Source organism: Cellulosimicrobium sp. GQ32, assembly GCF_059758455.1.
The window spans coordinates 357,108-375,537 of sequence record NZ_JCAXEP010000003.1; the positions used below are offsets into that span (position 1 = coordinate 357,108).

General features: G+C 74.9%; 17 protein-coding genes and 1 pseudogene. 4 read left to right on the plus strand and 14 right to left on the minus strand.

Annotation, left to right across the window (positions count from 1 at the left end; genetic code table 11):
• Positions 1-120: 120 nt before the first annotated feature.
• Complete coding sequence (locus AC6CH9_RS07665; protein WP_498154367.1) at positions 121-621, minus strand: helix-turn-helix domain-containing protein; 501 nt, start codon at positions 619-621, stop codon at positions 121-123.
• Here AC6CH9_RS07665 and AC6CH9_RS07670 point away from each other — a divergent pair.
• Positions 607-822: a hypothetical protein gene (locus AC6CH9_RS07670; RefSeq protein ID WP_498154368.1), complete on the plus strand. Its 216-nt coding sequence runs from the start codon at positions 607-609 to the stop codon at positions 820-822. The genes AC6CH9_RS07665 and AC6CH9_RS07670 overlap by 15 nt on opposite strands.
• A gap of 45 nt (positions 823-867) precedes the next feature.
• Here the strand turns inward: AC6CH9_RS07670 and AC6CH9_RS07675 are convergent, their stop codons facing one another.
• Both AC6CH9_RS07675 and AC6CH9_RS07680 read right to left on the minus strand, forming a co-directional pair.
• Positions 868-1,776 (minus strand): pseudouridine synthase, encoded by a 909-nt coding sequence (locus AC6CH9_RS07675; protein WP_498154369.1) that lies wholly within the window; start codon positions 1,774-1,776, stop codon positions 868-870.
• A 31-nt stretch (positions 1,777-1,807) separates the two neighbouring features.
• Complete coding sequence (locus AC6CH9_RS07680) at positions 1,808-3,550, minus strand: NAD(P)H-hydrate dehydratase (protein WP_498154370.1); 1,743 nt, start codon at positions 3,548-3,550, stop codon at positions 1,808-1,810.
• A 110-nt stretch (positions 3,551-3,660) separates the two neighbouring features.
• Between AC6CH9_RS07680 and AC6CH9_RS07685 the strand changes: the two genes are divergently transcribed.
• Entirely contained in the window at positions 3,661-4,710 is a 1,050-nt protein-coding gene (locus AC6CH9_RS07685; protein WP_498154371.1) for a TIGR03560 family F420-dependent LLM class oxidoreductase, read from the plus strand.
• A gap of 88 nt (positions 4,711-4,798) precedes the next feature.
• Here the strand turns inward: AC6CH9_RS07685 and AC6CH9_RS07690 are convergent, their stop codons facing one another.
• The 4 genes and pseudogenes from AC6CH9_RS07690 to glmS form a co-directional block, all read right to left on the minus strand.
• Positions 4,799-5,338: a putative endonuclease domain-containing protein gene (locus AC6CH9_RS07690; protein ID WP_498154442.1), complete on the minus strand. Its 540-nt coding sequence runs from the start codon at positions 5,336-5,338 to the stop codon at positions 4,799-4,801.
• A gap of 243 nt (positions 5,339-5,581) precedes the next feature.
• Positions 5,582-5,860 (minus strand): annotated as a pseudogene (locus AC6CH9_RS07695) (type IV toxin-antitoxin system AbiEi family antitoxin domain-containing protein); the annotation flags it as partial.
• 61 nt (positions 5,861-5,921) lie between these two features.
• Complete coding sequence (locus AC6CH9_RS07700; protein WP_498154372.1) at positions 5,922-6,272, minus strand: holo-ACP synthase; 351 nt, start codon at positions 6,270-6,272, stop codon at positions 5,922-5,924.
• 114 nt (positions 6,273-6,386) lie between these two features.
• Entirely contained in the window at positions 6,387-8,264 is a 1,878-nt protein-coding gene (gene glmS / locus AC6CH9_RS07705) for a glutamine--fructose-6-phosphate transaminase (isomerizing) (protein WP_498154373.1), read from the minus strand.
• Positions 8,265-8,390: 126 nt separating this feature from the next.
• Here glmS and AC6CH9_RS07710 point away from each other — a divergent pair, with 126 nt between their 5' ends.
• Positions 8,391-9,299 (plus strand): DUF72 domain-containing protein, encoded by a 909-nt coding sequence (locus tag AC6CH9_RS07710; RefSeq protein ID WP_498154374.1) that lies wholly within the window; start codon positions 8,391-8,393, stop codon positions 9,297-9,299.
• A 143-nt stretch (positions 9,300-9,442) separates the two neighbouring features.
• On the plus strand, positions 9,443-10,432 hold the full coding sequence (gene coaA / locus AC6CH9_RS07715) for a type I pantothenate kinase (RefSeq protein WP_144425440.1): 990 nt from the start codon (positions 9,443-9,445) through the stop codon (positions 10,430-10,432).
• A 62-nt stretch (positions 10,433-10,494) separates the two neighbouring features.
• Here the strand turns inward: coaA and AC6CH9_RS07720 are convergent, their stop codons facing one another.
• From AC6CH9_RS07720 to trhO, 7 genes are all read right to left on the minus strand, one after another.
• The gene (locus AC6CH9_RS07720; RefSeq protein WP_498154375.1) at positions 10,495-11,346 is read right to left on the minus strand and encodes a DedA family protein; all 852 of its coding nucleotides are present in this window, start codon (positions 11,344-11,346) and stop codon (positions 10,495-10,497) included.
• Between the two features lie 251 nt (positions 11,347-11,597).
• Positions 11,598-14,144: an ATP-dependent helicase HrpB gene (hrpB, locus tag AC6CH9_RS07725; protein ID WP_498154376.1), complete on the minus strand. Its 2,547-nt coding sequence runs from the start codon at positions 14,142-14,144 to the stop codon at positions 11,598-11,600.
• 59 nt (positions 14,145-14,203) lie between these two features.
• Entirely contained in the window at positions 14,204-14,839 is a 636-nt protein-coding gene (locus AC6CH9_RS07730) for a peptide deformylase (RefSeq protein ID WP_498154377.1), read from the minus strand.
• Entirely contained in the window at positions 14,836-16,197 is a 1,362-nt protein-coding gene (gene glmM, locus AC6CH9_RS07735) for a phosphoglucosamine mutase (protein WP_498154378.1), read from the minus strand. Before glmM ends, AC6CH9_RS07730 begins: the two co-directional genes overlap by 4 nt.
• A 146-nt stretch (positions 16,198-16,343) precedes the next feature.
• Positions 16,344-16,832: a 30S ribosomal protein S9 gene (gene rpsI, locus AC6CH9_RS07740; RefSeq protein WP_047234563.1), complete on the minus strand. Its 489-nt coding sequence runs from the start codon at positions 16,830-16,832 to the stop codon at positions 16,344-16,346.
• A gap of 45 nt (positions 16,833-16,877) precedes the next feature.
• Positions 16,878-17,321, minus strand: a complete 444-nt coding sequence (gene rplM / locus AC6CH9_RS07745) for a 50S ribosomal protein L13 (protein ID WP_047234564.1) — start codon at positions 17,319-17,321, stop codon at positions 16,878-16,880.
• A gap of 170 nt (positions 17,322-17,491) precedes the next feature.
• Positions 17,492-18,412, minus strand: coding sequence for an oxygen-dependent tRNA uridine(34) hydroxylase TrhO (gene trhO, locus AC6CH9_RS07750; RefSeq protein WP_498154379.1), 921 nt, complete (start codon positions 18,410-18,412; stop codon positions 17,492-17,494).
• Positions 18,413-18,430 lie beyond the last annotated feature (18 nt).

Genomic DNA, 18,430 nt, shown 5'->3' on the forward strand with positions numbered 1-18,430 from the left:
CGCGGGCGGGGTAGTCGAGGTCAGCGTCCGCGGGGACCGGGGACGTGGCGGGGCCAGGGGCGCCGGCGGGTGAGCCGGCCGGGGTCGTGCGCTGGGTGTCGCTCACGGTGGACGATTCTCTCACCGTCGTCGCCCGGCGAGCCGGCGCGCCGGGTCGACGTCGTCGGGGCGGCTGGTCGTGGTGCCACCGAACTCGACCCGGTACCGCGACGGGCTGGTCCCCAGCCGGACCCGGAAGTGGTGACGCAAGGACTCCGCCGAGCCGAGGCCCGCGGCCTCCGCGACCCGGTCCAGGGCGAGGTCGGTCGTCTCGAGGAGCTCGCGCGCCCGGTCGACGCGCTGGTCCAGCAACCACCGCACCGGGCTGAGGCCGGTGCGCGCGGCGAACCGGCGGGTGAACGTGCGCCGCGACGTCCCCGCCGCGCGCGCCCACGCGTCCAGCGAGATCGGCTCGTCCAGGTGCGCGCGCGCCCAGACCATCGCGAGCTCCACCGGGTCGGCGGTGTCCTGCGGCGGGACCGGCGCGGGGACGAACTGCGCCTGCCCGCCCGTGCGGTGGGGCGCGAGCACGAGCGCCCGCGCGACCCGCGCGGCGACCCGCGCGCCGTGGTCGTGGCGCACGACGGCGCGGCGCTCACGCTCGACGGCGCGGGAGCGGCCGAGGTCGCGCGGCTCCTGCGGCCGCGCGTCGTCGTCCCCGTGCACGCCGAGGGATGGGCGCACTTCGGCGAGTCGGTCGCCGACGTCGCGCGGGCGTTCGCGGCCGCCGGGCTGTCCGACGTCCTGCACGTCCCGACGCCGGGCGTGGCGCTCCGACCGTGACCGGTCCGCCCGGCGGGCGCACCGGGCCGGGTCACCGGGGCGTGCTCACCAGGCGCCGAGCGGCCGGTCCGTCTCGAAGCGGCGCTCACGCCCGGTGAGCGGGTCGACGAACGCGAGCGAGCGCGACACGAGCTGGAGCGGACGGGTGTAGTCCTCCGGCGCGACGTCGTACGGCTCGGGGTAGAAGTTGTCGTGCACGATCGGCACGCCGAGTCGCGCCATGTGCAGCCGGAGCTGGTGCGTCTTGCCGCTGTGCGGCTCCAGCCGGTAGCGCGCGAGGCCGCGGGCCACGTCGGCCTCGATCACGTCGACGCGGCTCTCCGCGTTGGGCTCGCCGTCGACCTCCTCGGCGCGCATGACGCCGCGTCGCTTGACGATGCGGCTGCGCACGGTCGCGGGCAGGTCCAGCGCCGGGTCCCACGGCGCAACCGCCTCGTACGCCTTGCGCACCTCCCGCCGCGCGAAGAGCTCCTGGTACGCGCCGCGCACCTGCGGGCGCAGCGTGAGGAGCAGGACGCCGGCCGTCACGCGGTCGAGGCGGTGCGCGGGGCTGAGGTCGGGCAGGTCGAGGTCGCGCCGCAGCCGCACGAGCACCGAGCGCGCCACGTACGACCCGCGCGGGATCGTCGCGAGGAAGTGCGGCTTGTCGACGACGAGCAGGTCCCGGTCGCGGTGCAGCACGCGGACCTCGAACGGCACCTCGGGCTCCTCCGGCGGGTCCCGGTAGAGGAACACGAAGCCGCGCGGCTCGTACGGAGTGGTCGCGTCGACCGGCCGGCCGCGACCGTCGACCACCTCGCCCGCCGCGACCTTCTCCGCCAGGCGCACGGCGTCGTCCGGGAAGCGGTGCCGCACGTAGTCGAGGGTGCGCGTGTACCGCGCGACGCTCTCGGCGTCGTGCGGCAGCACGAGGCGCGTCGGGTTGAGACCGTCGCGCACGGGGAGGGGGACCACGCCCACCACGGTACCGGCGTGGGTCCCGCGCTCAGCGCGCCGCGAGGAGCTCGGCGACGACGGCGGGGATCGCGTCGGCGACGTCCAGCGCCGCGACCGGGCCGCCCGGGTTCGCCCGCGCCGCCGCGAGGCCGTGCACGACGGCGGCCGCGGCAGCGAGCTCTGCGGCCAGCCCCGGCTCCCGCACGACCCGCTCGGCGTGCGCGGCGAGCACCGTGCCGAGGATCCCCGCGAGCACGTCCCCCGCACCCGCCGTCGCGAGCCAGGCCGGCGCGTCCGCCTGGGACCACGCCCCCTCCGGCCCGACGACGAGGGTGGCCGACCCCTTGAGCAGCACCGTCGCCCCGGTGGTCTCGTGCGCGCGCCGCGCCCACCGCAGCGGCTCCGCCTCGACGTCCGCGCGCGTCACGTCGTCGCCGCGCGACCGCAGCACCGTCGCGAGCTCCCCCGCGTGCGGGGTGAGGACGACCGACGGCGGGCAGCGCTCGGGCAGCAGGGACAGCGACCCGGCGTCGACCACCACGGGCACCCGCTCCCCCACGACGTCCGCCGCGAGCTCGCCCGTCGCTGCCGCGAGCGCGTACCGGACCCGCTCGTGCTGGCCGCCGTCGTCCACGGGGCCGTCGTCGGGGCCCGGGACGGGCGGCACGCCGGGCCCGAGCACCCAGGACTGCACGCGGCCCGCGGCCGGCACCACCTCGGGCCGGGCCGCGAGCACCGCGCGCGTGACGTCGTCGGGCCCGCGATAGCGGACCATCCCCGGGCCGGTGCGGACCGCGGCGCTCGCGACGAGCACCGCCGCGCCCGGGAAGGTCGGCGTGCCCGCGACGACGCCGACGACGCCGCGCGTGTACTTGTGGTCGGTCGGCCCCGGCACGACCCACCGAGCCGCGACGTCGGCGGGCTCGAGACGCCGCACGACCGGCCGTGGCGCCCCACCGTCCGCGGCGGGAGCACCCAGGCGCAGCCCGATGTCCACGACCGCGCCGTGCCCGGCGAGGTGCGTCGCGGGCGGCAGGAGGAGACCGGGCTTGGCCGCGCCGAACGTCACCGTGCGGTCGGCCCGCAGCACCGGTCCGGGGACCGTGCCGTCGTCGACGCCGACTCCGCTCGGCGCGTCGACCCCGACGACCCAGGGGCGCCCGCGCGCCCCGGACCCGGACTCGGAAGAGCGCGCGCCGTCCCCGGGCACGCCGTGGCCGCCGGGCTCCCCGCCCGCGTGCGCGTCGCCGTCGAGCACCGCGGAGACGTGCCGCACGAGGTCCGCCGCGACGCCGCGCAGCGGCCCGCGGGCGCCGATGCCGACGAGGCCGTCCAGCACGACGTCGGCGCGCGCGACCTGCGCGGCGACCCGGTCGGCGACGTGCGGGTCCAGGTGCTCGTGCGGCCGGTCGGCGCGCGTCGTGCCGTCGGGGCTGCCGACGAGCACCTCGACGCGCCCGCCCGCGTCGAGGAGCGCCGCGAGCCCGCCCGCGTGCGCGTGCTCGCCGGTCAGGACGGCCAGCACCTCGACGCCCCGGCGCGCGAGGTACGCGCCCGCGTGGAGCGTGTCCCCGCCGTTGTTGCCCGAGCCCACGAGCAGGACCGCCCGGGCGCCCTTCACGCGCCCGTCCCGACGCCCGCCGTCGGGCAGCGCGACCGAGCGCCGTCGCGCGAGGTCGCGCGCGACGATCGTCGCGAGCGCGAACGACGCTCGCTCCATGAGCGGGACGCCCGCCGCGAGCAGGGGCTCCTCGGCGGCACGCACGTCGGCCGCGGACCAGGCTTCGATCATGACCTCATCCTGCCGACCCCGTGCCCCCGTCGCCTGCGCGGACCGCCGCAGGGTGAGACGGCAGACCTCACAGGGCGGCTCTCGGCGCGGCCCCGCATAGGGTGACGACCATGCGATTCGGACTGTTCATCCCCCAGGGCTGGCGCTACGACCTCGTCGACGTCGCGCCCGAGGACCACTGGAAGACCATGCTCTCCCTGCTGCACTACGCCGACAACGCCGCGGCGGGCGAGCCCCTGCCGGGCGGCGAGTTCGCATGGGACGGCGTGTGGGTCTACGACCACTTCCACACCACGCCGACCCCGAGCACCGAGGCGACGCACGAGGCGTGGACGCTCATGGCCGCGTTCGCGGCGGCGTCGCAGCGCGTGCGTCTCGGTCAGATGTGCACGTGCATGGCGTACCGGGACCCGACGTACCTGGCGAAGGTCGCCGCGACCGTCGACCACGTCTCCGGCGGCCGGCTCGAGATGGGCATCGGCGCGGGCTGGTACGAGCACGAGTGGCGCGCGTACGGATACGGCTTCCCCAGCGCGGGCGAGCGCCTGCGCGCGCTCGACGAGGGCGTCGAGATCATGGCGCGCATGTGGCGGACGGGGTCGTCGGGCACGTTCGAGGGCCGGCGCTACCAGGTGGACGGCGCGCTCTGCTACCCGCAGCCCCTCCAGCGGGTCGTCGTGGACGGCGAGGGCGCGAAGCCGAGCATCCCGCTGTGGATCGCCGGCGGCGGCGAGAAGAAGACGCTGCGCATCGCGGCCCGGCACGCGCAGTACACGAACTTCGACGGCTCGCCCGAGGGCTTCGCGCACAAGTCCGCCGTGCTCGAGCAGCACTGCCGCGACCTCGGCCGCGACTTCGGCGAGATCACGCGCTCGGCCAACTACAACGTCGTCATCGGCGAGACCGAGCAGGACGTCGCCGACCGTCTGGACCGGATCGAGGAGCACGCGCGCCGCTGGTTCCCGGAGAAGGCGGACGACAACGTCGCGTCGTGGCGGAACGGCCCGCTGGTCGGGACGCCGGAGCAGATCGTCGAGACGCTCACGGGCCTGCGCGACCAGGGCCTCGGCTACGCGATCGGCTACTTCCCCTTCGCCGCGACCGACCGCGACCAGCTCGAGCTCTTCCAGCGCCAGGTCATCCCCGCCCTCCACCCCTGACTCTCTCTCGCCCCCCACCCCCGCCGAACATGCGGTTGTCCCCCGTCAGAGCGACCCGACGGTCTACAACGGCATGTTCGGCGTGTCGTCACCGGTGCAAGGTCGCGCGGACCGTGCGGCCGATCGTCCCGACGTCTCGACCGGTGAAGCGAAGGACGTCGATCTGCCCCGTCGCGACGAGCCGGTTCTGTCGGGACCGGTCCGCGAACACTGCGTGCGGGGTGCTGTGCACGTCCTGACCGTCCAGCTCGGCGACGAGCCATCGACCGTCGCGGTACCGCCAGGCGAGGTCACCCCGCGCGACGGCCCTTCCCTCGTGATCGAGGACGGGAAGCTGCAGCGTGTGCGGCGGCACGCCCTCGTCGACGCAGTCGAGCCGGGCGAAGGACTCGAGCGGTGACTCGGCCCGAGCGTCGGCCATCGCCCACAACGTGTGGCGGCTGGCGACACCGCGCCTCCCGCGCGCGTGCTCGTGCGCCCGGTGCAGCCCGTCCGTGTCCGTGAGGCCCTGGTGGAGCGCCGAGTCGAGCACCGCGAGGCCGTTCGCGCGCGGGAGCTCAGGCACGGCCTGCGCGAGGGCCCAGTCGAGCGTCGCGACTCTCCGCCCGCCGATCTCGGTCGTGGTCATGCCCGCGTCGAACTGGCGCAGCGCGACCCCGTCACGATCGCGCCGGTTCCGCCCACGAGGCACGGCCGCCTCGGGTCGGACCGTCGCCGGCAGTCCCCGCACGCCGTGGAGGACGAGTGCGCACGAGCCGACCGCTACCGCGTCGTGGCCGAAGGCGAGCAGGCCCGTCCATGCAGCGCGAGCTCGGAGCTCGTCCCATGACCGGCCGACGAACGGGACTGCGGTGACGTCATAGACGCCACGGGTCACACGCGCGAGGGTTCCCCGCCGCGCGAGGCCGGCGACGTCCCTGTCGCTGAGACCGTGGCCCCGGCACTGGTCGATGGACACGAGACCGCCCTGGCCCGCCGCGACGGCGAGAAGGGTCGGGGGGAGCTGGGCACGACGCACAGGTGCCACCCCATCGCACGAGGAGCCTTCGCCGTCGGACCGGGGCGGTGCGCTGTGGATCGTGACCGCGAGGACCGGACCTGTGGACGGCGACGCCACGCGCCGAACCTGGCGACAGCGCCCGCCCACCATGCGGTTCGACCTCGGCCCGTCGCGCCGACGGGCGGCAACCGCGTGCTCGGCGGTGTGGGCGTCAACCCTCGGCTATGACCATGGCCGAGGCGATGCCGGCGTCGTGGGAGATGCTCAGGTGCCAGGCGGTGATGCCCAGCGCGTCCGCGCGCGCCGCTACCGTGCCCGTGATCTCGACCTCCGGCGGGCCTCCGACGACGCGGTGCACGGTCGCGTCGTGCCAGCGCATGCCCGCGGGAGCCCCCAGCGCCTTGGCGATGGCTTCCTTGGCGGCGAACCGGGCGGCCAGCGAGGCGGGCGGCAGGTCGCGCTCGACGGGCGTGAACAACTTCTCCCGCAACCGGGGCGTCCGCTCGAGGGTCTCCATGAACCGCGCGACGTCCACGACGTCGATCCCCACGCCCTTGATCATTCGCCCACCCTATGACCGGCCTGGCCGAGCATGCGCCTTCCTCTGCCGAGCATGTGCTTGTGGCCCGTCCGGACGTCCGGACGGGCCACAAGCACATGCTCGGCGGCGAAGGGGCTACTCGACCGTGACCGACTTCGCGAGGTTGCGCGGCTGGTCGACGTCCAGGCCCTTCGCCGTCGCGAGCGCCATCGCGAAGATCTGCAGCGGCACGACGGCCAGCAACGGCGAGAGCAGCGTCGGCGACTCGGGGATCCAGAAGATCTCGTCCGCGTAGGGGCGCACGGCGTCGTCCCCGTCCTCGGCGATGACGAGCGTGCGCGCCCCGCGGGCCCGGATCTCCTGGATGTTCGAGATGACCTTCGAGTGCAGGCCCTCGCGGCCCTTCGGCGACGGCACGACGACGAACACCGGCTGCCCCTCGTCGATGAGCGCGATCGGCCCGTGCTTGAGCTCGCCCGCCGCGAAGCCCTCCGCGTGGATGTACGCGAGCTCCTTGAGCTTGAGCGCGCCCTCGAGCGCGACGGGGAAGCCGACGTGGCGCCCGAGGAACAGCACCGACGAGGCGTCCTTCATCGACCGGGCGGTCGCACGCACGTACTCGCCGCGCTCGATGACCGTCTGGATCTTGCGGGGCATCTCGCGCAGGTCCTCGAGGATCGCCGAGATCTCGTCCGGGAACTTGTTCCCGCGCAGCTGCGCGAGGTAGAGGCCCAGCAGGTACGCGGCGGTGATCTGCGACAGGAACGCCTTCGTCGAGGCGACCGCGATCTCCGGCCCGGCGTGCGTGTAGAGCACGGCGTCGGACTCGCGCGGGATCGTCGACCCGTGCGTGTTGACGATCGAGATGACCTTCGCGCCCTGCTCGCGCGCGTGGCGCACGGCCATGAGCGTGTCCATGGTCTCGCCGGACTGGGTCACGGCGACGACGAGCGTCTTCTCGTCGACGATCGGGTCGCGGTAGCGGAACTCGTGCGCGAGCTCGACCTCCACCGGGATGCGGCACCAGTGCTCGATCGCGTACTTCGCGACGTGGCCCGAGTACGCCGCCGTGCCGCACGCGACCACGATGATCTTGTCGACCGATCGCAGCACGGCCTCGTCGATGCGCAGGTCGTCGAGCACGAGCTTGCCCGACGGGTCCGTCCGGCCGAGCAGCGTGTCCGCGACGGCGTGCGGCTGGTCGTGGATCTCCTTGTCCATGAAGGACGAGTAGCCGCCCTTCTCCGCCGCCGCGGCGTCCCAGTCGACCGTGTAGCGCTTGGCCTCGGCCGGGTTGCCGTCGAAGTCGGTCACCTCGACGGCCGTCGGGGTGATCGTGACGATCTGGTCCTGCCCGAGCTCGAGCGCCTCCTTGGTGTGGGAGATGAACGCCGCGACGTCGGAGCCGAGGAAGTTCTCCCCCTCGCCGAGCCCGACGACGAGCGGCGAGTCGTGCCGCGCGCCCACGACCGTGTCCGGGGAGTCGGCGTGCACGGCGAGCAGCGTGAACGTGCCCTCGAGGCGGCGCGCGACCTGCCCCATGGCGAGCGTGAGGTCCTTGGTCTCGCGGTACGCGCGGGCCAGGAGCTGCGCCGCGACCTCGGTGTCCGTCTCCGACCGGAACCGCACGCCCTCGGCGAGCAGCTCGGACTTGAGCGTCGCGAAGTTCTCGACGATCCCGTTGTGGATGACCGCGAGGCGGTCGTCGTCCGCGAGGTGCGGGTGGGCGTTCGTGTCGGTCGGGCCGCCGTGCGTCGCCCACCGCGTGTGTCCGATCGACGCGGTCGCCGCGGGCAGCGGGTGCAGGTCGATCTCCTCGACGAGGTTCGCGAGCTTGCCCGACTTCTTGGCGAACGCGACGGCGTCGATCCCGGGCGCGACGAGCGCCACCCCGGCCGAGTCGTAGCCGCGGTACTCGAGCCTGCCGAGTCCTTCGAGAGCGACGTCGAGGGGTCGCCCCGAGGCCTCTCCGACCATGGTTCCAGGGCCTACGTAGCCCACGATTCCGCACATGGTGATCGAGTCTAGCCACGGACGTGCGCCACTCCGGAGCCGCACGATCCCGCGGTTTTTCGTGAGGTCCGCTGCCAAAACCGCCCCCGCGGGCGAACGACGCCCTGCCCGGTGAGGGTGGACCTCGTGCCCACCGTACGGATCGGTCTCTCAGGATGGCGGTACGCCGACTGGCGTGGCCCGTTCTACCCGGTCGGCCTCCCCCAGCGCCGGGAGCTCGAGCACGTCGCGTCCGTGTTCCCCGCGGTCGAGCTCAACGGGTCCTTCTACTCGCTGCAGCGGCCGTCCTCGTTCGTCGCGTGGCGCGAGCAGACGCCCGAGGGGTTCACCTTCGCGGTCAAGGGCCCGCGCTTCGTCACCCACATGAAGCGGCTGCGGGACGTACGCACGCCCCTCGCCAACTTCTTCGCGAGCGGCGTCCTCGCCCTCGGCGACCGGCTCGGGCCTGTGCTGTGGCAGCTCCCGGCGCGCACGACCTTCGACGCCGCGCTGCTCGACGAGTTCCTCGCCCTCCTGCCCCGGACGACGGCCGAGGCCGCCCGCCTCGCCGGCGACCACGACGACCGCCTGCGCGCACCCGCCTGGACCGACGTGGACGCCGACCGTCCGCTGGTCCACGCGCTCGAGCCGCGCCACGAGTCCTTCGCGAGCGCCGAGGCGCTGGACCTCCTGCGACGGCACCGGGTGGCCTTCGCGATCTCGGACGGTGCGGGCCGCTGGCCGCTCGTGGAGGCGGTCACGAGCCGCCTCGTGTACGTGCGGCTCCACGGCGACCAGGAGCTGTACACGAGCGGCTACCGGCCACGCGTCCTCGACGCGTGGGCCGAGCGCGTCCGGACCTGGTGCGAGGCCGGTCACGACGTCGAGGTCTACCTCGACAACGACGTCCACGCGCACGCCCCTGCCGACGCGCTCGCCCTCATGGCGCGGCTGCCCGGTCTCGCGCTCGTCGGCCCCGGCCCGGCCGTCGAGCCCGCGTCGCGTCGTCGTCGTGCCGCGCCCCGGGAGCGCGACGCCGGGGCCGCTCCGCGGTGAGCACCGCCCCGGCGCGTTCGCGGGGAGGGACGGTTCGCCGGACGCGCCCGAGGCCGACGGGCTGCGCCGCGCCGGTGCGGCCGGAACCGGGCCCGACGGCCCTCGTGCACCGGCACCGCCGCGGATCCGGCAGAATCGGGCGGGTGTCCTTCCCCGTCGACGACCCGTCCGACCTCCTGCCGGCTCATCTCGCGGCACCGTCGTCCTCGCCGTACGTCGATCTCGACCGCGCGGTGTGGAGCCGCCTGTCGGAGTCGACGCCGCTCCCCCTGACGGACGACGACGTCACCCGGCTGCGCGGCCTCGGCGACCCCATCGACCTCGCGGAGGTCGACGCGGTCTACCGCCCGCTGTCGCGCCTGCTCAACCTCTACGTGACCGCGACGTCGGGGCTCCACGAGGCGACGTCGACGTTCCTCCGGGAGGAGACGGGAAACACGCCGTACGTCATCGGCGTCGCGGGCTCGGTCGCGGTGGGCAAGTCCACGACCGCTCGCGTCCTGCGCGAGATGCTGGCCCGCTGGCCCGAGACGCCGCGCGTGGAGCTCATCACGACCGACGGCTTCCTGTACCCGAACGCGGAGCTGGCCCGCCGCGGCCTCATGGACCGCAAGGGCTTTCCCGAGTCCTACGACCGCCGCGCGCTCATCCGGTTCCTGTCCAAGGTCAAGGCGGGCCACGCCGAGGTCAAGGCACCCGTGTACGACCACCTCACGTACGACATCGTGCCCGGAGCGGAGGCGGTCGTGCGCAAGCCCGACGTGCTCGTCGTCGAGGGGCTGAACGTCCTCCAGCCGGCCCGGCCGAGCGCGCACGACGAGTCCACGGTCGCGGTCTCCGACTTCTTCGACTTCTCGATCTACGTCGACGCCCGCACGCGCAACATCCGCCAGTGGTACGTCGACCGGTTCCTCGCCCTGCGTCGCACGGCGTTCGCCCGGCCCGAGTCGTACTTCCGCCGCTACGCCGACCTCACGGACGAGCAGGCGGTCGAGAAGGCGAAGTCGATCTGGGACGCGATCAACGCCCCGAACCTCGAGCAGAACATCCTGCCGACGCGCGGCCGCGCCACGCTCGTCCTCACCAAGGGGTCGGACCACTCGGTCCAGCGCGTGCGGCTGCGCAAGCTTTGAGCCCGCGCGACGCCGTGGCGGGCGAGGCCGGTCATCGGGACCCCCCCCCGCGGCGGGTCGGCTCAGCCGCGGGGTGCCGCGCCCGGCGTGCGCGGCGTGCCCGGCCCGCCCGTGCTCCCCGACGGCGTCGCCCCCGGCACACCGGACGACACGCCCTCGTCGGCGCCGGTCACCTCCGTGCCGGTCACCTCCGTGCCGGTCACCTCCGTGCCGGTCACCTGCGCGCTCGCCTCGTGCTGGACCCGGTCGCCGTTCGTCGGCGCCTCCGGCACGGGGACCACCACCGGGAGCTCGCCCCGGTGCCGCGCGCGCATCATGAGCACGCGGTCGATGACGAAGCCGGTGGCCACGCCGAGGACCACGCCGACGACCATCGCGAGGAGCGGCTCGTGTCCCAGCCACTGGGCGGCGACGAGACCGATGAGCACCGAGTACACCGCCCACGTGACGGCGGCGATCCCCGAGAACGCCATGAAGCGACGGCGCGGGTACCCGACGGCCCCGGCCGTCATGTTCACCGCGACGCGGCCGACGGGGATGTAGCGCGCGGCGAGGATGAACGACGCCCCGCGGTGCGCGAGCGCCCGCTCCGCCCAGGCCACGGCCTTGCGACCCCGCGGTGAGCGCAAGAACCGGACGCGGTCGGTGCCGACGGCGCGGCCGATCGAGAACGCGATCTGGTCGCCCGTCCACGCGCCCGCCGCGGCGACCAGGAGCACGAGCAGCAGGTTCGGCTCGCCGGTCGCGTGCGCGGACACGGCGAGCGTGATGACGACGGACTCGCTCGGGATCGGCGGGAAGAACCCGTCGATCGTCGCGAAGCCGAACAGCGCGGGGTAGATCCACGCGGACGCCGCGAGGGCGAGAATCCAGGTCTCCAGATTCTCCAGGAAGGTCGACACGGCGTCGGGCAACGGCGTCCTCGTTCGTCGGCTGGCGGGGAGGCCAGACTGGCGGCGGCGGCAGGTCGGGCGTCCTGCGCCACGACAAGCCTACGGAGCGCGACGACGTCGACCATCAGGGAAACCCCCGGTTGGCCCCTGAGGATTCCCGCCCGGCAGCGCCGCGCCCGGGGACGAGTCTTCCGTGCCGCGGCCGCCGACGCGTCATCCCGACGAACGACTTCTCGTGACGGGGCCGTACGTCGCGAGGACCAGGGCCCTGCTCAGGCGTCTCGCCGGCGCGGGCGCGGCGTCCCCCGCAGCGGCTGGGCGGTGCCCGGCTCCTGCGGCCACGCGTGCTTGGGGTAGCGGCCCCTCAGCTCGGCGCGCACCTGCGGGTAGCCCTGCACCCAGAACGAGGCGAGGTCCGCGGTGACCGCGGCCGGGCGCCCTGCCGGGGAGAGCAGGTGCAGCAGCACGGGAACGCGCCCGTCCGCGACGCGTGGCGTGCTCGCCCAGCCGAACGTCTCCTGGAGCCGGACCGCGAGCACCGGCTGGTCCTGGTCGTAGGCCACCGCGACGCGCGACCCGCTCGGGACCTCGAGCCGCTCGGGCGCGAGCGCGTCGAGGCGCGCCGCCTCGGGCCACGGCAGCAGACGGCGCAGCGCACCCCCGAGGTCCGGAGGCTCACCCCGGGCGACGGCGGGGACGTCGGGGCCCAGCCACGCGTCCAGGCGCTCCAGGAGCGCCTCGTCGCCGACGTCGGGCCACGGGTCTCCCAGGACGCGGTGCAGGAACCGCAGTCGGTCGCGCAGCCGGCGCGCGGCGTCGGACCACGGGAGGCTCTCGAGACCGTCCCGGCGCAGCCCGTCGCGCACGGCCGCCGCCAGCAGGTCCGCGGGCGGGTCCCGCCACGGCTCGCGCGCGAGCTCGATCGCGCCGAGCGACGTCACCCGGGCGGCGCGCACACGACCGCCCGACCACTCGGCGACGCCGGTCGACCGCAGCTCTGGCGCCGCAGCGGCCCGCGCCGTCGCCTCGTCGACCGGGGCGGCGGACCGCACGACGGCATCGGCGCGGCCCGCTGCGCGGTCCACGTCCGCCACCGCGAGCCACGGCGCGCCCTGCAACGGCGAGCCCGGCGGCAGCCGCGCGCCGGCCCCCGAGACCAGGAGGTACGTCTCGCCGCCCGGTCGCAGGCGGGCCAACCGGTCGGGGTGCGCGAGCGCGACGACGTGCCCGACGGCGACGTCGTCGGTCGGCCTGTGCCGTGCGGCCGGACCCGCCTCGGCGCGAGGGCCGTCGTCCGCCGCGACGGTCCGCGCGACCTGCTCGAGCCGGTCCCGCTGCGCGGCCCACGCCCCGGAGCGGGGACCTCCGCGGCGCAGCGTGCGCAGCGCCGCCGGCAGGTCGGCGCCCGGCACGCGCACGTCCTCCGAGAGCAGCGCCACGACCTCCGCTGCGCGCGCTGCGCCCACCTCGGGGACGGCGTCGAGCAGCGCCCGGGCGCGCCGCGGGTCGGCGGGGACGGCGGCGATGCGGCGCCCGAGCGGCGTCACCCCGTCGGGCCGCACGGCCCCCAGCCCGTGCAGCACGTCGCGCGCGGCGGCCCAGGCCGCCGCGGGCGGCGGGTCCAGCAGCGCGAGCCCCGCACCGTCGGGGCTGCCCCAGCACGCGAGCTCCAGCGCGAACCCGGTGAGGTCGGCCGTGCGGATCTCCGGCTCCGGGTGCCGCGCGAGACGCGCATGGTCGCCCTCCGACCAGCACCGGTACACCGCACCCGGCCCTTCGCGACCGGCGCGCCCTGCGCGCTGCTCGGCGCCCGCCCGGCTCACCGCCACCGTCACCAGACCGGGCAGTCCCCGCCGCACGTCCGTGCGCGGCTCGCGCGCAAGGCCGGCGTCCACGACCACGCGCACGCCCGGCACGGTGAGGGACGACTCCGCGACCGCCGTCGAGACCACGACGCGGCGCCGTGGCCCGGGCTCGAGCGCCCGGTCCTGCTCGCGAGGGGGCAGGCGGCCGTGCAGCGGGCGCACGTCCACGTCGGACCGCCCGCGTGCCAGCAGGCCGGCCACGGTGTCCACCTCGCGCGCGCCGGGGACGAACACGAGGACGTCGCCCGGCCGCTCGCGCAGCGCGCGGTGCGTCGTCGCGACGACGTGGTCGAGCAGCGCGGGCGCGGTGCCCCGCGCGTCGGTGCGCGGACCGCGTCCCGGGCACCAGACGACGTCGACCGGGTGGAGCCCGCCCTCGACCTCGACGACGGGCACCGCCCGGGCGCCCGTGCCGAGCGCCTGGGCGGTCCGCCCGGCCTCGACCGTCGCGGACATCGCGACGAGCGCGAGGTCGTCGCGCAGGTTCTCGCGCACGTCCGCCAGGAGCGCGAGCGCGAGGTCGTCCTCGAGGTGGCGCTCGTGCACCTCGTCGAGCACGACGCCCGCCACGCCCCGCAGCTCGGGGTCGCGCTGGAGCCGGCGGACGAGCGTGCCCGTCGTGACGACCTCGACCCGGGTGCGTCGCGACGTCCGCGACTCGCCCCGCACGGTGTAGCCGACGGTGCCGCCGAGGTCCTCGCCGAGCAGCGTCGCGAGCCGCCGGGCCGCCGCCCGGGCAGCGAGCCGGCGGGGCTGCGTCACGACGACGCGCCCGTCCGGGGCGTCCCCCAGCGCGACGGCGAGGGCCGGCGGCACGAGTGTCGTCTTGCCCGTGCCGGGCGGTGCCTGCACGACGACGGCCCCCACCGCCCGCACCGCGCCGACCACCTCGGGGAGGTGGCTCCCCACCGGCAGGTCGGGCGGCGCGGCGAGGAGTCGGCTGAGCGGGTCCACCCCCGTAGTCTGCCCCGCCGACGCAACCGCGCCGCGCCGCTCAGGGCCGCGTGACCCGGTCAGCCCGCCTCGCGCGAAGCGCCCGGGAGCCGCGCGACCCCGAGCGTGGACGAGAGCGTGCGCAGGTCGGCCCCGTCCACGTACAGCTCGCCTCGCAGGTGGTCGGTCTCGTGCTGGACGATCCGCGCCGCCCACCCGGTGAGCACGTCGTCGAAAGGCTCGCCCGTCTCGTCCTGCCCGGTGAGGCGCACCGAGCGGGCGCGCGTCCGCTCCGCCTGCCAGCCGTGCACCGAGAGGCACCCCTCGAAGAACGTCCTGGTCTCGTCGCCGACAGCCTCGTACCGCGGGTTGAGGAGCACCCGGAACGCGAGCGGCGGGCGCTCACGCTCGTCGTCCGCGTCGGGGGTGCCCGGGTCTTCCACGACGGCGACCGCGAGACCGACCCCGACCTGCGGCGCCGCGAGGCCGACGCCGGGCGCAGCGTGCATCGTCGCGCGCATCGCGTCGAGGAACCGCGGCAGCACGTCCCCGAGCTGGCCGGCGTACGGCACCGCCGGCGTGCGCAGCACGGGCTGACCCGCCTGCACGATCGGCAGGACGCCGTCGTCGTACGCGTCGAGGAGCGCGACGACGTGCTCGCGCAGCGCCTCGTCGACCCCCTGCCGCACGCCCGTCGTCCGCCCCGTCGCGCTCACAGCGCGAGCCGGTCCCGCACGACGCCGGCGAGCCGTGCGGCGACGGCGTCGGCCTGCTGCTGCGTCGCGGCCTCGACCATGACGCGCACGAGCGGCTCGGTACCCGACGGCCGGAGCAGCACGCGACCCGTCTCGCCGAGGGTCCGCTCCGCGTCCGCGACGGCGGCGAGCAGCGCCTCGTCGCTCGACGCGCGCGCCTTGTCCACGCCGGAGACGTTGAGGAGCGTCTGCGGGAGGCGCTGCACGACGCTCGCCAGGTCGGCGAGCTTCTGGCCCGTCGCCCGGACGCGTGCCGCGAGCTGGAGGGCCGTGAGCACGCCGTCGCCCGTCGTCGCGTAGCGCGACAGCACGATGTGCCCCGACTGCTCGCCCCCGAGCCCGTACCCGTGGGCCCGCATCTCCTCGAGGACGTACCGGTCGCCGACCGCCGTCTGGACGGTGGTGATCCCGGCGTCGCGCATCGCGAGCAGGAGGCCCAGGTTGCTCATCACCGTCACGACGAGCGTGTCGTGCGGGAGCTCGCCCTCGTCCTTGAGCGCGAGCGCGAGGACGCCCATGATCTGGTCGCCGTCGACGACGGTGCCGCCGTGGTCGACCGCGATGCAGCGGTCGGCGTCGCCGTCGAACGCGACGCCGAAGTCCGCCTCGGACGCCACGACGACGGCCTGGAGCTGCTCCGGGTGGTTCGAGCCGCACGCGGCGTTGATGTTGCGGCCGTCGGGGCTCGCGTTGATGACGACGACGTCCGCGCCGGCCGCACGCAGCGCCGCGGGGCCGACGTCGCTCGCCGCGCCGTTCGCGCAGTCGACCGCGATGCGCAGGCCGGCGAGCGGCTTGTGGTCCTCGTCGGCGCCGATGCTCGCCATGAGGTGCTCGACGTACGCGCCGCCCGCGCGGCCACGGTCGGGCGAGATGCGGCCGACCGTGCCGTGCGTCGGTCGCTGCCAGTCCTGCCCGAGCAGGCTCTCGATCCGGTCCTCGACCGCGTCGTCGAGCTTGACGCCGCCGCGTGCGAGGAACTTGATCCCGTTGTCCTGCATCGGGTTGTGCGAGGCCGAGATCACGACGCCGAAGTCGACGTCCATGGTGCTCGTCAGGTACGCGACGGCCGGGGTCGGCAGCACGCCCACGTCCTTCACGTCGACGCCCGCGCTCGCGAGCCCGGCGATGAGCGCCGCGCCCAGGAACTCGCCCGAGACGCGCGTGTCACGCCCCACCACCGCGCGTGGACGGTGGCCCTCCTCCTGCCCGCTCGCGAGCACGCGAGCCGCCGCGACGCCGAGGTCGAGCGCGAGCTCGCCCGTCACGTTGCCGTTCGCCAGCCCGCGCACCCCGTCGGTGCCGAAAAGCCGTCCCATGGAAAGTCCTTCCTCGACCGGCCGTACGTCGACCGTACGACCGCCTGCCCCCGCCCGCCCTCGGCGAGCCTTGGTCACCGTCCCTCACAAACGACGTCGGCCCCGGTGGACGAGGTCCACCGGGGCCGACGAGCGCACAGCGCGGATCAGCGCTTGGAGTACTGCGGTGCCTTACGGGCCTTCTTGAGACCGGCCTTCTTGCGCTCGACGACGCGGGCGTCGCGAGTGAGGAAGCCGGCCTTCTTCAGCGCGGGGCGGTTGTGCTCGGCGTCGATCGCGTTGAGCGCACGCGCGATACCGAGGCGCAGCGCACCGGCCTGGCCGGAGGTGCCGCCGCCGCTGATGCGGGCGACGACGTCGAAGCGACCCTCGACGTCGACCAGCTTGAGCGGCGAGTTCACGAGCTGCTGGTGAACCTTGTTCGGGAAGTAGTCCTCGAGCGAGCGCCCGTTGATCTTCCACTGCCCGGTCCCGGGGACGAGGCGCACGCGCGCCACGGCCTCCTTGCGGCGGCCCAGGGCCTGGCCGGGGGCGGTGATGCTCTGGCCGCGGCCCGTGGGGGCGGCGGACTCAGAGGTGTAGGTGCTGGGCGTCTCGTCGCCCAGGGTGTCGGTGTCGACGGTGGTCTCGGCCACGGGTGGTGTCCTCGCGTCTCTCTGTGCGCTACGCCTGGGCGGCGATTACTGCGCGACCTGGGTGATCTCGAACGGCTTCGGCTGCTGCGCGGCGTGCGGGTGCTCGGCACCCGCGTAGACCTTGAGCTTGCCGAACTGGGCGCGACCGAGGGTGGTCTTGGGGAGCATGCCGCGCACGGCCCGCTCCACAGCACGCTCGGGGTGCTTGTCGAGCAGGTCGCCATAGGCGACGGCACGCAGACCACCCGGGTACCCGGAGTGGTTGTAGGCCATCTTCTGCTCGCGCTTGTTGCCGCTCAGGGCGACCTTGCCGGCGTTGATGACGATGACGAAGTCACCGCCGTCGACGTGCGGAGCGAAGGTCGGCTTGTGCTTGCCGCGCAGCAGGGTGGCCACGTGGGTGGCCAGGCGGCCCAGGACGACGTCGGTCGCGTCGATGACGTACCAGTCGCGCTGGACGTCGCCGGGCTTCGGGGTGTACGTACGCACGGTCGTAGCCTTCGTTTCTGTCTCAGAATGTCTTCTTCGGCCGCTGAAGCGTGCGGCCGAGAGGGCAGGTCGTTGCGCGGCGGGCTCGGTCGACACCCGCTCCTTGGCCGGCAGCGAGTGGGCGCGCTAGCGACACGGGCGTCGTGAGATGAGCACAACGACTCACCAGACTACCCGCGGGGCAGGCCACCGGTCAAAGCGGCCGGGCGCTCACCCACGCACGTCTCGCACCGCGTCGAGCGCGCGACGTGCACGCAGTCCGGGCAGTACAGCCGCAGCGTCCGGCAGCTCGGGTCGGAGCAGTTCTCGTACTTCGCCGTCGCCGCCCCGCACCCCGTGCACGCGCCGAGCGGGGTCGACCCCGGGCCGAGGTCGACGTGCATGCGCTCGTCGAACACGTAGAGGGACCCCTCCCACAACCCTTGCGACCCGAACTCCTCGCCGTACCGCACGACGCCGCCGTCGAGCTGGTAGACCTCCTCGAAGCCGCGGGCGGTCAGGAGCGCGGACAGCACCTCGCACCGCACGCCGCCGGTGCAGTACGTGACGACCGGCCGCTGCTTGAGGTCGTCGTAGCGGCCCGAGTCGATCTCGGCGACGAAGTCGCGCGTCGTGGCGACGTCGGGCACCACCGCCCCGCGGAACCGTCCGATCTCCGCCTCGAACGCGTTCCGGCCGTCGAACATCACGACGTCGTCGCCCCGCTCGGCCACGAGGTCGTGCAGGGCCTGCGGGCTCAGCCGCGTGCCGCCTCCCACGACGCCGCTCTCGTCGACCACGACCTCGTCGGGGACGCCGAACGCCACGAGCTCGGGACGCACCTTCACGGACAGGCGCGGGAAGTCCCGGCCCGTGCCGTCGGACCACTTGACGTCGACGTCCGCGAAGCCGGGGTACTGCCGGGTCGACTTCACGTACTGCTTGAGGTCCTCGACCGTCCCGCCCAGCGTCGCGTTGATCCCGTGCTCCGCGACGATCACGCGCCCCGTGAGGTTCCACCGCTCCCCCAGCGCCCGCTGCCAGAGCTGCACCGCGCGGGGGTCCGGCAACGGCGTGAAGGCGTAGAAGAGCACGATCTTGTGGACGGCCATGCCCACCAGGATAGGGAC

Coding starts and splice junctions, on each gene's coding strand:
- AC6CH9_RS07680 (WP_498154370.1), bottom strand. CDS start 3,550: ATGATCGAAGCCTGGTCCGCGGCCGACGTGCGTGCCGCCGAGGAGCCC.
- AC6CH9_RS07685 (WP_498154371.1), top strand. CDS start 3,661: ATGCGATTCGGACTGTTCATCCCCCAGGGCTGGCGCTACGACCTCGTC.
- AC6CH9_RS07690 (WP_498154442.1), bottom strand. CDS start 5,338: ATGACCACGACCGAGATCGGCGGGCGGAGAGTCGCGACGCTCGACTGG.
- AC6CH9_RS07700 (WP_498154372.1), bottom strand. CDS start 6,272: ATGATCAAGGGCGTGGGGATCGACGTCGTGGACGTCGCGCGGTTCATG.
- glmS (WP_498154373.1), bottom strand. CDS start 8,264: ATGTGCGGAATCGTGGGCTACGTAGGCCCTGGAACCATGGTCGGAGAG.
- glmM (WP_498154378.1), bottom strand. CDS start 16,197: ATGGGACGGCTTTTCGGCACCGACGGGGTGCGCGGGCTGGCGAACGGC.
- trhO (WP_498154379.1), bottom strand. CDS start 18,412: ATGGCCGTCCACAAGATCGTGCTCTTCTACGCCTTCACGCCGTTGCCG.